General features: G+C 69.3%; 9 protein-coding genes, 1 tRNA gene and 1 pseudogene. 3 read left to right on the top strand and 8 right to left on the bottom strand.

What is annotated here, in order from left to right; translation table 11 throughout:
• Window positions 1–121: 121 nt before the first annotated feature.
• From rho to IE252_RS20195, 7 genes are all read right to left on the bottom strand, one after another.
• On the bottom strand, window positions 122–2,152 hold the full coding sequence (rho, locus tag IE252_RS20225; protein WP_190090863.1) for a transcription termination factor Rho: 2,031 nt from the start codon (window positions 2,150–2,152) through the stop codon (window positions 122–124).
• Window positions 2,153–2,552: 400 nt separating this feature from the next.
• The gene (thrB, locus tag IE252_RS20220; RefSeq protein ID WP_190090862.1) at window positions 2,553–3,470 is read right to left on the bottom strand and encodes a homoserine kinase; all 918 of its coding nucleotides are present in this window, start codon (window positions 3,468–3,470) and stop codon (window positions 2,553–2,555) included.
• 229 nt (window positions 3,471–3,699) lie between these two features.
• Window positions 3,700–4,758, bottom strand: a complete 1,059-nt coding sequence (gene thrC, locus IE252_RS20215) for a threonine synthase (protein ID WP_190090861.1) — start codon at window positions 4,756–4,758, stop codon at window positions 3,700–3,702.
• A 6-nt stretch (window positions 4,759–4,764) separates the two neighbouring features.
• The gene (locus IE252_RS20210; protein ID WP_190091100.1) at window positions 4,765–6,054 is read right to left on the bottom strand and encodes a homoserine dehydrogenase; all 1,290 of its coding nucleotides are present in this window, start codon (window positions 6,052–6,054) and stop codon (window positions 4,765–4,767) included.
• 132 nt (window positions 6,055–6,186) lie between these two features.
• The gene (lysA, locus tag IE252_RS20205; RefSeq protein ID WP_190090860.1) at window positions 6,187–7,578 is read right to left on the bottom strand and encodes a diaminopimelate decarboxylase; all 1,392 of its coding nucleotides are present in this window, start codon (window positions 7,576–7,578) and stop codon (window positions 6,187–6,189) included.
• A 36-nt stretch (window positions 7,579–7,614) separates the two neighbouring features.
• Window positions 7,615–8,694 carry an ArgS-related anticodon-binding protein NrtL gene (gene nrtL / locus IE252_RS20200; RefSeq protein WP_190090859.1) on the bottom strand — a complete coding sequence of 360 codons (1,080 nt, stop codon included), beginning with the start codon at window positions 8,692–8,694 and terminating at the stop codon, window positions 7,615–7,617.
• A 335-nt stretch (window positions 8,695–9,029) separates the two neighbouring features.
• Complete coding sequence (locus IE252_RS20195) at window positions 9,030–9,476, bottom strand: response regulator (RefSeq protein ID WP_190090858.1); 447 nt, start codon at window positions 9,474–9,476, stop codon at window positions 9,030–9,032.
• 156 nt (window positions 9,477–9,632) lie between these two features.
• On the opposite strand from IE252_RS20195, the gene IE252_RS20190 reads away from it, so the two are divergent.
• The 3 genes from IE252_RS20190 (at window position 9,633) to IE252_RS20180 (ending at window position 14,107) form a co-directional block, all read left to right on the top strand.
• Window positions 9,633–9,704, top strand: a tRNA-Arg gene (locus IE252_RS20190).
• Window positions 9,705–12,857: 3,153 nt separating this feature from the next.
• Window positions 12,858–13,712 carry an IS5 family transposase gene (locus IE252_RS20185; protein ID WP_373298581.1) on the top strand — a complete coding sequence of 285 codons (855 nt, stop codon included), beginning with the start codon at window positions 12,858–12,860 and terminating at the stop codon, window positions 13,710–13,712.
• Window positions 13,709–14,107 carry a hypothetical protein gene (locus IE252_RS20180; protein ID WP_190090856.1) on the top strand — a complete coding sequence of 133 codons (399 nt, stop codon included), beginning with the start codon at window positions 13,709–13,711 and terminating at the stop codon, window positions 14,105–14,107. The genes IE252_RS20185 and IE252_RS20180 overlap by 4 nt, the downstream gene beginning before the upstream one ends.
• A 27-nt stretch (window positions 14,108–14,134) precedes the next feature.
• On the opposite strand, the pseudogene IE252_RS20175 reads toward IE252_RS20180, so the two are convergent.
• A pseudogene (locus IE252_RS20175) lies at window positions 14,135–14,219 on the bottom strand (IS5/IS1182 family transposase); the annotation flags it as partial.

Below are 14,219 nucleotides of genomic sequence, written 5' to 3'. Positions count from 1 at the left end.
CGCCTTAAGAACGCCCTGGGCCTGTGGTGAAGCTCTCTACGCCCGGATTGGTCTCGTACGGACGAAAAACGCCCCCGGCACCGAGGTGCCGGGGGCGTTCTCGCAGGCTACGGCGGTGACGTCAGTCGTTGCCGTTGCCCGGGGTGGTCTTCTGGATCTGGAGCAGGAACTCGGCGTTCGACTTCGTCTGCTTCATCTTGTCCAGGAGCAGCTCGATCGCCTGCTGCTGGTCGAGCGCGTGCAGCACCCGGCGCAGCTTCCAGACGACCGCGAGCTCGTCGCTGCCGAGCAGGATCTCTTCCTTGCGGGTGCCGGACGCGTCGACGTCCACCGCCGGGAAGATGCGCTTGTCGGCGAGCTTGCGGTCAAGCTTGAGCTCCATGTTGCCGGTGCCCTTGAACTCCTCGAAGATCACCTCGTCCATGCGCGAGCCGGTCTCCACGAGCGCGGTGGCGAGGATGGTCAGCGAGCCGCCGTCCTCGATGTTGCGCGCGGCACCGAAGAAGCGCTTCGGCGGGTAGAGCGCGGTCGAGTCGACACCACCGGACAGGATGCGCCCGGAGGCCGGGGCCGCCAGGTTGTACGCACGGCCCAGACGGGTGATCGAGTCAAGCAGCACGACCACGTCGTGACCCAGCTCCACGAGGCGCTTGGCGCGCTCGATGGCCAGCTCGGCGACGGTGGTGTGGTCCTCGGCGGGACGGTCGAAGGTCGAGGAGATGACCTCGCCCTTGACCGACCGCTGCATGTCGGTGACCTCTTCCGGACGCTCGTCGACCAGGACGACCATCAGGTGGCACTCGGGGTTGTTGTGGGTGATCGCGTTGGCGATCGCCTGCATGATCATGGTCTTGCCGGTCTTCGGCGGGGCCACGATCAGACCGCGCTGGCCCTTGCCGATCGGCGACACGAGGTCGATGATCCGCGTGGTCAGCACGCCCGGGTCGGTCTCCAGGCGCAGGCGGTCCTGCGGGTAGAGCGGGGTCAGCTTGTTGAACTCGGGACGGCCCCGGCCGGAGTCGGCCGCCATGCCGTTCGCCGAGTCCAGGCGGACCAGCGCGTTGAACTTCTCGCGGCGCTCGCCCTCCTTCGGCTGACGCACCGCGCCGGTGACGTGGTCACCCTTGCGCAGACCGTTCTTGCGGACCTGGGCGAGCGACACGTACACGTCGTTCGGGCCCGGCAGGTAGCCGGAGGTCCGGATGAACGCGTAGTTGTCGAGGATGTCCAGGATGCCCGCGACGGGGATCAGCACGTCGTCGTCGTTGACCTGCGGCTCGGCGCCGAACTCGTCCCGGCCACCGCGGCGGCCGCGGCGGTCCCGGTAGCGGCCGCGACGCCCGCGGCGGCCCTCGTCGTCGTAACTGTCGTCCTGGGGACCGTTGTTCTGCTGGCCCTGGCCGCCCTGGCGCTGCTGGCGCTGGCCGCCCTGGCCCTGCTGGTCGTCGCCCTTGCCGCGGCGCTCACCCCGCTCGCCGCGGTCGCGGTCGCCGCGCTGGCGGCCCTGGCGGTCGCCCCGCTCGCCGCGGTCCCGGCGGTCGCGCCGGCCCTCGGCGCCGTCGACGGCCTCGGCGGCCTTGGCGTCCGGCTGGGCGTCGGTCTTCTGCTCGGCCCGGACGTCCGCCTTGGCCTCGGCCTTGGCGGTCTGCGGCTCGGCGACGGCGGTCGCGGTCTCCGGCGATCCGGCGGCCGCGGTGGCCCGCCGACGACGGCGCTCGCCCACGGGCTGGTCGTCTCCCCCACGCTCGGCTTCGCTCGCGCGGGAGGGGCCCCCTGCCGGCTGGCCGGGGATCTCGATCTGCTGCTGGGCGGCGGGCTTCTCGGCGGCCTCGTCACCCGTACGGGCCTTGGAGGTGGCGCGGCGCTTGGGCTTGGTCTCGGCCGCGTCGGCGCCCTTGGCCTGGGCGGCGGAGCCGGAACCGGACTGCGCCTCCTTGATGACCTCGATCAGCTGGCTCTTGCGCATCCGCGCGGTGCCCCTGATGCCGAGGCCGGACGCGACCTGCTGCAGCTCGGCCAGGACCATGCCGTCGAGGCCGGTGCCGGAGCGGCGGCGCCGTGAGGTGGTGCCCGAGGCAGCACCTGCGGCGGGCGCGGCGTCGCCGACAGAAGTGTCGGCAGTCACGCCCATCAGATCGGTGGTGTCGCTCACGAAGGGTCCTTCCCTGGAGCGGACGTCGGCCTGTCTGGCTCGGCGACCGGTTGTGCTGTCCGAACGCGGCTCGTGACCTGGGGTCACTGACCGTGCCGGGGCGGTGGTCCGCCGCGTACGGCGGAGAGATAAACGTGCGTGGGGTCCGGCCCGAGTTCCCCTACTCGGCCCCCTGGGAAAAGCGGGGGGTGTCAAGCCGGTTCCGGAGCGTGCTCGGAAACTGCTCAGGCAGGCTGCGCAGGCAGTTTGGGAGGCTCCCGGAAGAATGGCGGTCCCTGAAGGGGACACGAAGCACCGCGCCACAATGACGACCGATGCAGACTTGAGGTTAACACTACCGGATCCAACAAACATTCCCCCTCTCGTTCACCGGCAAGCCGCGCGTCCCGCCCTGACGGCCCTAGGCCCCCAGTGGCAGGACGCTCGCGCCCGAGGCGTCGAGGCGGAGCCGGTTCGCGGCCCACCCGTCGCCCGCCAGCCGTGCGACCTTGTCGGCCGCACCGTCCTCGACCAGCGCCAGGACCGTGGGCCCCGCGCCGGAGATGACCGCGGGGACGCCGTCCGCCCGCAGTCGGTTGACCAGCGCCACGCTCTCGGGCATCGCCGGTGCCCGGTAGTCCTGGTGGAGCCGGTCCTCGGTGGCCGGGAGCAGCAGCTCGGGGCGCCTGGTCAGCGCCTCCACGAGCAGCGCCGCACGCCCGGCGTTGGCCGCCGCGTCCCCGTGCGGGACGGTGCGCGGCAGCAGTCCCCGCGCGGTCTCCGTCAGCACCGGCTTCCCGGGCACGAAGACCACCGGAACGACGGAATCGGCGGGGTCCATCCTGATGGCCCGGGCGGCTCCGCCCTCCATCCAGGAGAGCGTGAACCCGCCGAGCAGACAGGCCGCGACGTTGTCGGGGTGGCCCTCGATCTCGGTGGCCAGTTCCAGGAGCGCCGCGTCGTCGAGCCGGGCGTCGCCGCCTATGGTCACCGCGCGCGCCGCGACGATCCCGGCGCAGATGGCGGCCGACGAGGAGCCCAGGCCCCGGCCGTGCGGGATGCGGTTGGCGCAGACGACCTCCAGGCCGCGCGGCTGCCCGCCGAGCAGGTCGAACGCGGTGCGCAGCGACCGTACGAGGAGGTGGCTCTCGTCGCGGGGCAGCGTCTCGGCGCCCTCGCCCGCGATGTCGATGTGCAGGCCGGAGTCGGCGACGCGGACGACCACGTCGTCGTACAGCCCCAGTGACAGGCCCAGGGAGTCGAAGCCCGGGCCGAGGTTGGCACTGGTGGCGGGGACGCGCACCCGTACGGCGGCGGCGCGGAATGCGGGACCGGCCATCGCTCTGATGACTCTCCTTGTGAGACTGCTGCGAGATTTTCGAAGAGGTACCCAAGACCCGACGGCCACGGGGGCAACTGCACCGCGGCATATGCGGCGGGGTGGGTTGGGTACAGCCTATCGAAGGAAGGTTCAGTGGCGACATAGGGCGCACAGGAGGCGCACGATGCGTGTCGCGAGCCCCCTGCGCCCCTACGTGCCGAGTTGCACGGCGTTGTACGGGTTTCGGCTAGGCCAGACCGAGGCGCTCGGCCGCGGCCGCCGCGTCCACCGGGACCGTGACCGGCTGCGGAGCGCCCGCGACGGCCCAGTCCGGGTCCTTGAGGCCGTTTCCGGTGACCGTGCACACGATCCTCTGGCCGGGGTCGACCAGGCCCTGCTCGGCGGCTTTGAGCAGACCGGCGACCGAGGCGGCCGACGCGGGCTCCACGAAGACGCCCTCCTGGGCGGCGAGCAGCCGGTAGGCCCGCAGGATCTCACGGTCCGTCACCTCGTCGATGAGACCGCCCGATTCATCGCGCGCGGCCTCCGCGAACTGCCAGGACGCGGGGTTGCCGATGCGAATCGCGGTGGCGATCGTCGACGGGTCCTTGACCACCTCGCCGCGCACGATCGGCGCCGAGCCGGAGGCCTGGAAGCCCCACATCCGGGGGGTGTGCGTGGCCAGCTTGTCGGCCGCGTACTCCCGGTAACCACGCCAGTACGCCGTGATGTTGCCGGCGTTGCCGACGGGAAGCACATGGATGTCGGGCGCGTCGCCGAGCATGTCCACGATCTCGAACGCGGCGGTCTTCTGGCCCTCGATGCGGACCGGGTTGACCGAATTGACCAGCGCCACCGGGTAGTTGTCGGAGAGGCCGCGGGCCAGCGTGAGGCAGTCGTCGAAGTTCCCGTCCACCTGGAGGATCTTCGCGCCGTGCACCAGCGCCTGGCCCATCTTGCCGAGCGCGATCTTGCCCTGCGGCACCAGGACGGCGCAGACCATTCCGGCCCGTACCGCGTAGGCGGCCGCGGAGGCGGAGGTGTTGCCGGTGGAGGCGCAGATGACCGCCTTCGCGCCCTCCTCCTTCGCCCGGGTGATCGCCATCGTCATCCCGCGGTCCTTGAAGGACCCGGTCGGGTTGGCGCCCTCGACCTTGAGGTGGACCTCGCAGCCCGTGCGCTCGGAGAGCACCTGCGCGGGCACGAGCGGCGTGCCGCCCTCGCGGAGGGTGACGACCGGGGTCGTAGCGGAGACGGGGAGCCGGTCCCGGTACTCCTCGATGATTCCGCGCCACTGGTGGGCCATTGCTCGTTACTCCCCTTCCACACGCATGATGCTGGCGACACCCCGCACGGTGTCGAGCCCCCGCAGCACGTCCACGGTCCCGGTGAGGGCCGCGTCGGCCGCGCGGTGGGTGACGACGACGAGGGAGGCCTCGCCGTCCTTCCCCTGCTGGCGGACGGTGTCGATGGACACCCCGTGCTCGGCGAAGACGGTGGCCACCTGGGCGAGCACACCCGGTTTGTCGGCCACGTCGAGGCTGATGTGATAGCGCGTCACCACGTCGCCCATGGGGCTCACGGGCAGCTGGGTGTACGCGGACTCACCCGGTCCGGTGGACTCGGCGAGCTTGTTGCGGCAGACCGCGACCAGGTCGCCCAGGACCGCGGAGGCGGTCGGCGCGCCGCCCGCGCCCGGCCCGTAGAACATCAGCTGTCCGGCGGCCTCGGCCTCGACGAACACCGCGTTGTACGCGCCGCGCACGGAGGCCAGCGGGTGGTCGAGCGGGATCATCGCGGGGTGCACCCGGGCGGTCACGGACTCGCCGTCGGCCGCGCGCTCGCAGATGGCGAGCAGCTTGATGGTGCAGCCCATCTCCTTCGCCGAGGCGAAGTCGGCTGCGGTGACCTCGGTCATGCCCTCGCGGTAGACGTCGTCGAGGCGGACCCGGGTGTGGAAGGCGATCCCGGCGAGGATGGCGGCCTTGGCGGCGGCGTCGAAGCCCTCGACGTCGGCGGTCGGGTCGGCCTCCGCGTACCCCAGGGCGGTGGCCTCGTCGAGCGCCTCCTGGTACCCGGCGCCGGTCGAGTCCATCTTGTCGAGGATGAAGTTGGTCGTGCCGTTGACGATGCCGAGCACCCGGTTGACCTTGTCACCGGCGAGCGACTCGCGCAGCGGCCGGATGAGCGGAATGGCACCCGCCACCGCCGCCTCGTAATACAGATCCCGCCCGTGCTCGGTGGCGGCGGCGTGCAGCGCGGCGCCGTCCTGGGCGAGCAGCGCCTTGTTGGCGGAGACGACGGAGGCGCCGTGCTCGAAGGCGGTGGTGATGAGCGTACGAGCAGGCTCGATGCCGCCGATCACCTCGATGATGACGTCGATGTCGCCGCGTTTGACGAGGGCGGTGGCGTCGGTGGTGACGAGGGCGGGGTCGATGCCCTCGCGCACCTTCGAGGGCCGGCGTACGGCGACACCGGCGAGCTCGACGGGCGCGCCGATGCGCGCCGTGAGGTCGTCGGCGTGCGTCGTCATGATGCGCGCCACCTCTGAGCCGACCACTCCACAGCCCAGCAGCGCCACCTTCAGCGGACGCGTACGCATCATCCGACCTCGTTTCCTTCTACCAGCTTGAATGCCGACCAGTCTCACTCACCGGACGGAGGTTTCCGCCCCCCCGTCCGGATCCTGAGACACATATTCCACTATTTATTCATCGATCTATTCATTTATTCATCATCCGACGTCGAGCCGCAGGAGATCTTCCTCGGTCTCGCGCCGTACGACGACCCGTGCCTCGCCGTCGCGGACGGCCACGACGGGCGGCCGCAGGGCGTGGTTGTAGTTGCTGGCCATGGAGCGGCAGTACGCCCCGGTGGCGGGCACCGCGATGAGGTCGCCGGGCGCCAGGTCGGCGGGCAGGAACGCGTCCCGCACGACGATGTCGCCGCTCTCGCAGTGCTTGCCCACGACCCGTACCAGCATCGGCTCGGCGTCGGAGGTGCGCGAGACGAGCGCGACGGAGTACTCGGCGTCGTACAGGGCGGTCCGGATGTTGTCGGACATCCCGCCGTCGACGCTGACGTACGTCCGCAGGCCCTCCAGCGGCTTGATCGTCCCGACTTCGTACAGCGTGAAGGCGCTGGGCCCGACGATCGCGCGCCCCGGCTCGACGGAGATGCGCGGCGTACGCAGCCCGGCGGCCTCGCACTCGCGGGTGACGATCTCGTTGAGCGCCTTGGCGATCTCGTGCGGCTCGCGGGGGTCGTCGTCGGAGGTGTACGCGATGCCGAGCCCGCCACCGAGGTCGATCTCGGGCAGCTCGACACCGTGCTCGTCGCGCACGTCGGCGAGCAGCTGCACCACCCGCCGGGCGGAGACTTCGAACCCCGCCATGTCGAAGATCTGGGACCCGATGTGGGAGTGGATCCCGATGAGCTCAAGCCCATCGAGCTTGAGGGCGCGCCGCACGGCCTCGGCGGCCTGCCCCCCAGCAAGGGCGATACCAAACTTCTGATCTTCATGAGCGGTGGCGATGAACTCATGGGTGTGCGCCTCGACGCCCACGGTCACACGGATCTGGACGCGCTGGCGCTTGCCGAGGCTCTGGGCGATGTGGGCGACGCGGACGATCTCCTGGAAGGAGTCGAGGACGATGCGCCCGACACCGACCTCGACGGCCCGCCGGATCTCGTCCTCGGACTTGTTGTTGCCGTGGAAGGCGATGCGCTCGGCGGGCATTCCGGCGGAGAGGGCGGTGGCGAGCTCGGTGCCGGAGCAGACGTCGAGGTTGAGCCCTTCTTCGTGGAGCCACCGGACGACGGCACGCGAAAGGAAGGCCTTCCCGGCATAGAAAACATCCGCATCCTTGCCGAAGGCGTCGGCCCAGGCGCGGCAGCGGGCGCGGAAGTCGGCTTCGTCGAGGAAGTAGGCAGGAGTGCCGAACTCCTCGGCGAGCGAGGCGACATCGCGCCCGGCGACGGTCGCGATTCCGTCGGTGTTCCGCCCGACGGTCTGCGACCAGACCTTCGGATCAAGGAAGTTGAGGTCGGCGGGCGGGGCCGAGTAGTGCCCTTCGGGAAGGACGTCGGCGTGACGGGGCCCGGCGGGGTGTGCGGAACGGCTCATGCTGTCACTCTCACAACTCTTACGACTCTCACGAGTTCACAGGAATTCAGGGGCGTCGATGCCGAACAGGGACAGGCCACCGGCCAGCACCGCCCCGGCGGCTTCGGCGAGCGCGAGCCGGGCACGGTGGGCGGCCAAGGGTTTCTCGTCCCCGAGCGGCAGCACACGGTGCTGAAAGTCGAGAACGGCATCGGCCACCCCTTCGAGCTGCCGGGCGACGCGGTCGGGGGCGGCGAGGTGGGCGGCGCGGAGGAGGACGTCGGGGTGGTCGGTGAGGCGGGTGAGGAGGGGGGTGGCGGTGTCGGGGGTACCGGTGTCGCCGGGGGCGGTTTCGGGGAGGCCGAGGTCGCCGGGGGCGCGATTCGGGGTGCGGTGGGTGGCATGCGGTGCGCCGGGGGCGCCTTCGCGGATACCGAGGTCGCCCGGGGCGCTCGTGAAGCCCAGGGCGTGGGCGTTGCGGGTGAGGGCGCGGGTGCGGGTGTACGCGTACCGCACCCGGAAGTACGAATTGCTGTCGCGCTGGGCGAGGAGCTCGGCGGCGGGGGCGGGCCGGTCGTGGGCGGCGGCGCGGAGGTAGGCCCAGCGGGCGGCGTCGGGCCCGACCTCCGGGAGGTGGGCGGGCAGCACGTGGATCCGCTCGCTCCCGTACGGGGTGATCTCGGCGGTGGCGCCCTGTGAGCGCAGCAGCTCGACGACCACGGAGGTGACGGCGAGGGCGCGGGGCTCGTCGACGGGGGCGAAGGAGGTGTGCTGCCCGGCGAGGGAGTCGCCGTACCCGTAGCGCGGCCCGAGCGCGAGGACCCGACGTACGAGCTCGTCGTGGGCGGCGGGGCCGGCGTCGAGGGTGAAGTTCAGGAACCCGGGCCCGGTGATGTCGACGCGCGCGACCCCGGGGGCGCCGGTGAGGTGCCCGCGCAGCGCCTCGGCGACGGCGCGGGGCGCCAGCCCGGAGGCGGCGGCGAGCTTCAGCGCGACGGCACTGGCGTAGTCCCCGCCCCCGCCCGGCCGAGGCCGCTCGACCTTGACGTCATCGGGCACGACCACGGACAGCACACCCTCGTCGACGGCACTGCGCACGGCACGCACGACGGTACGGGAGAGCTCTGCGGGGGTCACGGGACCAGCGTATGGGAGAGGGGGGTGGGGGCGGGTAATCGGTTTCGGGATGTGGGCGTCGGCCCTCCGGGGGGCGGGGGATGGGGGTGCGGCGGGGCCGGGGTGCCGGGGCGGGCGTGCAGCGGGACCCCGGCGAGGGTGCGGCGGGGCCGGGGTGGGGCTGGGCGCGACTGTGCTCGGGGCGGGCAGACGCCACTGGGGGGCGAGGGGCGTACTCCCCTACCCCGCAGCCGCGACTTTGCTGTCGGCGGGCGGCGGGGCCGGAGGGGCTGACGGCATAGGGCCGACCGCACTGGGGCGGGGCGAAGGGGCGTACCCACCCCTGCCGCCACGGCTCAGCCGCGACTCGTACCGGCCGCCCGACCGGCTCGTCCGGGCTGCCTGTTGCCGTCGGCGGACGGCGGGGCCTCCCGGTGCATCAGCTGCCGTACGACCTTGACCAGCTCGGCCGGCTCGAAGGGCTTGGCCAGGAACGCGTCCACACCGGCGGCGAGCCCGTTCTCGACCTCGTACTGCGTACAGGCACTGATGATCGCGAGCGGCAGATGCCGCGTACGCGCGTCCGCCCGCAGCCGTGCGGCCGTACGCAGCCCGTCGAGCCGTGGCATCACGACGTCCAGAGTGATCACATCCGGACAGACCCGGTGCACCACTTCCAGACACTCGGCACCATCGGCCGCGGTCACGACCTCGAAGCCCTCCAGCTCGAGGTTGACCCTGATCAGCTGCCGGATGACCTTGTTGTCGTCGACAACAAGCACCCGGCCGGACACGCCTGACACATCTCGAGGTTAGGTCCGCGACCGTCGCCGCGTCCGGGTTTTCCCCACTTCCGCCCCCTGCGGGGGACCCCACCCCCGCCGGCCACCGGAAATACCTGTTCACAGCCACCCCACGAGAGCTGGTAGTGTTCAACCCGTCGCCGCCAAGCGGTGAACGCCCCCGTAGCTCAGGGGATAGAGCAACGGCCTCCGGAGCCGTGTGCGCAGGTTCGAATCCTGCCGGGGGCACCTGTTAGTAGGTGCCTAAAGACCCCGTGACCAGCCACTTCGCTGGACGCGGGGTCTTGTTGTACGTGCAGGCAGATGTCGCCGAAAGCGGACGCATGACAGTGAACGTAATGACGACGTAATTGACCTTGCCCGCCTTCTCCCAGGTCAGCCGTGCGAACACCACCGCGGCCACTCGGTTGCTAGAGGTTCTCTAACGACAGTCGTCGGTCTCCGCATGTCGCAGAAGGCCTCCGGCCGACAACCTGTGCGGGCAGGAGTCCTTCGTTCCGCGCGGCGGCGTGCTGCCCAAAGCCACTCCACCAACCTGTGCCATGTAGCCCCGCCCGTCAGTTGCGGCACCATAGCCTGCATGGACCTTGAGGGGGTAGGTGCGCTGTCCGCGGCCGCCGTAACGTTGATCGGGATACCTGCAAGCGTGCTCATCGGCCGGTGGCAGTTGAGGGCCACACTGCGTACCGCGGAGGCAACCAGCGAAGCGGGCCTGGCTCAAGCCGCATCTGCGTACCGCGCGGCGTTGGACGCTGTTCGCGCCGGGGAGGAGGCAGCCCATCTGCAGTGGCGTCGCAGTACTCAACGGGAGGCCTACGCGTCTTTCCTCCTTAGCGCAAATCGGGTAAGGGACCTGGGCGAGCGATTCGCCATGGAAAATACAGAGGCTCTATCGGCAGAGAGCATCAGGTCCGGGAAATCTTCCCTTGAGGATGCTCTCGTAGCCCTCAAAGAAGCACAAACAATTATCGAGCTAGAGGGCCCTGATAGCGTCGCCGCCCCCGCTGCAGGAATGGCCCGAGCTGCGGAGATTACGGGGTACCATCTCCGCAAGCAAGCCATTTACGAGAGAGCATGGGGCAAGCTTGGCCGAATTTTCGACGCCGAGCTGCCAGACGTCAGCTCCACTGCTGCACGACTCTTGGAGGCACTCAGCGCCCTGAGGAACGTTTATTCCAGTGACCCCTCAGGACCGGTTGATCCAAGCAGCCCGGCCACCCGAGCGGCAGTGCGGTCCTGTCGTGAAGCCGAGAGCGCACTACCACCTGACACTCTGGACCACGAGGAGTTTGAAGCTCTCCTAGAGGGATGGCAGTCTCGACCTCCTACCCATACCGAATCTTACTTTGATGCCGTTCGCCAATTCAGCGAGGAAGAACCACGGTTCGTCCATGCTGCCAAAATCGAGCTGCACACATCCCGTCCGTAAATTAGAGGCTATTGCACCCCGGCAGAGAAAGTATGAGCACAGGTGCCATCAACGACTTCACGCGAAGGAGTTCACCAGCACCGCTGCCCGGTCTTCGTTTCACTGGCTGACGGCGCTCAGGGACGCTCTCGGTCGAGTTCCCAAGGCCGTGTTCATACCTGGCGAGTGAGATCATCCATGAATGGCAGACGCACGGCTAATCCCGGGATGGGCTCTTCAACAGATCCGCGATGTATCCGAGGACCGAGCGGCTATCGCCCCGAATCCCCATCAGGCAGTGAGCGTTTTCCATCCTCACTCTGAGCTCGTCAGATGGAGGGTGAGCACGGCCTGGACGAGTTTGCTGATCCGGGTGGTCGAGCACCTCTCGCGCAGCGGGGGAACCTCACTTGTGCCGTCTTGCGTCTCCCCTTCGGGGAGACGCAAGGGGCGTTTCGTCGTGCATCAACCCTGCTGAGCAGGGCACGTGCCGACGGACAGACTCATGTTCGGTGTATCCCACCTGTTCCAGTGCGGGCTTGCATCGGGATCGGGAGACGCAACCTGAAGAACGCCGTACCCACCAGTCAGCATGGTGTCGCTGGGCGCGTCCGGGAGGACCGTGAGGTTCACCTGCCACTGCGCCCCCGTCACCGGGGGCGGCGGCCCAGCATATGTGGAGGTGCATTGCATGAAGCTTCCGCTCGAAAGCCGCGTGCAAGACCACGAGCCCACCGCGTCCCCCACCGGGGTCAGCGTGTCGTCCGCAAACGCTGTGTGATCCGGAGCGTAGAAAATCATCTCCCAGTTATTCGTAATGGCGGGGTAACCGTGAGCATAGCCGACGGGAGTGCTGTCCTTGATGCCGAACGTGACCGCGGCTGTCTGCCCCCGCTCGACGAAAGGCACCGGGACTCCGGGGTAGTCCGTGCCCTGGACCCTCACAGGCTGCTTCGGGGGGGTCGGGGGCATCGGAACAGCATTTTCGGCTGCTGCCGGACTAACGCCCAAGGCCATCGCAGCGCCTGCCAGGACGGCCGCCACTCTCCACCTCCCGGCGCGCTGCACTCCGCCCGCCGCGTTGCGGGCCACCGGCAGTCCCATCGGCTCCTGCACATCCGTCATGCCCTGTATCCTTCCGTTGCTGTGAGGTTCGAGGCGGCCCGTACCTGTTCGTGCCGCAACCGGAGAACCTCCGCAACGGTCGCCGACCCGGCAGCACACCCACCGGACACATGCCTCCCGCCCCGATCGGCCAACACGCAGACATTAGGGAATTATCACCCGATATTGCTCCTTCAATAGCTCAATCGGTCGCATGTAATGCCCGTTCAGCCCACCCCAACACGCCCAGCTCGACGCTCGGACGGCAGGCAATGCAGGCAGGGACCCTTCGGTCAGCGCCTTGAGCGCGGCCGCGGGAGCGCGAGGGGCCGCCGGAGCGGGTCCGCTGGCCGCTGTCATCAATTGCAGCCTCGATCTCACGTGCCACCCTCACCGCAAGCCTGTGACAGCTCCGGCTGTTCGGGCGGCCTCGCCCCCATTCGGCACCTATGGGTACGGTCGTGGTCGTGTCCGGCGTGCGTCGGGTTGGTCGCCCGTCAGCATGCGCCGGTTGATCGCGTGCGACTAGACTAGGGGAGCTGGTACGGGCATGGCGGTTGACACTGCGCGGGGATCGGGCGGGGTATTCACGTCGGCTGAGGCAGTCCGGGTCATGACTGCCGCATGCCGGGCCGCCGGACTCGACGACAGAGGCGCGGAACTGATCCGTTTTGGAGAGAATGCACTGTTCCGACTGGCCTCGGTGCCTGTGATCGTGCGCGTGGCACGCGGGGCAGAGTGGTTGCCGAAAGCACACACTGAGCTCAGTGGACGTTAAGTCCGATCTTCCTCGGTTCGTGATCGCTCGATCGTGGTACCGATCGCCATCCAGGCCGCCTTCTGGGCATGTCCATGTTGAGATGCGGGGCGTGAAGAGAGAGCCGTACCTCAGCGACTTGTCGGACGAGCAGTGGGCGTTGATCGAACCGATGATCACGGCCTGGGAGCAGGACCGGGTGGCCCGGTCGGCTACTGGGGACCCCGGGTCCTGCGACCTGCGGGAGGTCGTGAACGCGATCTTCTACCAGAACCGGACGGGCTGCCAGTGGCGGTACCTGCCGCACGATCTACCGGCCTGGTCGGCGGTGTTCTACTACTTCGGCCTGTGGCGCCAGGACGGCCTCGACCAGCGGATTCAGGAACTTCTGCGCTGCCAAGTGCGGGAGAGGGCCCGCCGGTTAGAGGACCCGTCCCTCGTGATCCTCGACACCCAGTCCGTCCGCGCCGCGGCGGGTGTCCCGAAGGCCACGACGGGGCTGGACGCGCACAAGAAGGTGTCGGGCCGCAAGCGGGGGCTGGCCGTCGACGTGCTGGGGCTGGTCATCGGCGTCGTGGTGCTGGCCGCCTCCGCCCACGACAACATGGCCGGCATGGCCCTGCTCGACCAGGCTGCCGAGCGGTGCGGGATGCGGCTGGAGAAGGCCCTGGTGGACCAGGGCTTCAAGGACGAAGTCGTCATCCACGGCGCGTTGATGGACATCGACGTCGAGGTCGTCCGCCGCAACCCCGAAGACCAGGGCAAAGGGTTCGTCCCGCAGCCCAAGCGGTGGATCGTGGAGCAGGTCAACGGCACGTTGATGTTGCGCCGCCGCCTGGCCCGCGAGTACGACCACCGCCTCGACACCTCTGCCTCGCGTGTCTACTGGGCCTCCATCGCGAACATGACCCGCCGCCTCACCACACCGAGTCCCACCTGGCGCGACACCCTCGAGCTGGCCGCGTGAACGTCATTGAACTGCTGGCCGGCCTCCAGGCACAGCACGACGAGACGACGGCCCGGGCCGGTGAACTACGCGAGCAGATCGCGCACTTGACCGCCGCCCTGGCCGAGACCGAAGCGCACCTCGCGGACCTGGCCACCACCCAGAAGGTCATCGCCGGACTCGCCCCGGCGGGAGACGAACCCGAACCGCCCGAGACGGCCACCGCCTACCAGGCCATCGTGAACGCTTTCAACGAGCACCCCGGCCGGGCATTCAGAGCCCGTGAGCTGCATGAACTCCTCGGCATGCCCACCCACGAGGCGGCTGTCAACATCACTCGCAGCCGCCTCGGACGCCTCACCCGCCAAGGCTTCCTCACCCAGCCCGGACGAGGCCGCTACCAGAAACGGACTTAACGTCCACTCAGTGAGCCTTTTCCATCTTCACCCTGAACAGGTCAGATGAAGGGTGAGGATGGCCTGGACGAGGCTGGTAATCCGGGTGGTCGAGCAGCGTAGTTTGCGGAGG

The organism is Streptomyces melanogenes, from assembly GCF_014649795.1.
GTDB classification, from domain to species: domain Bacteria; phylum Actinomycetota; class Actinomycetes; order Streptomycetales; family Streptomycetaceae; genus Streptomyces; species Streptomyces noboritoensis.
The sequence above is the reverse complement of the archived record's forward strand: the minus strand, read 5'-3'. Positions and strand labels throughout refer to the sequence as shown.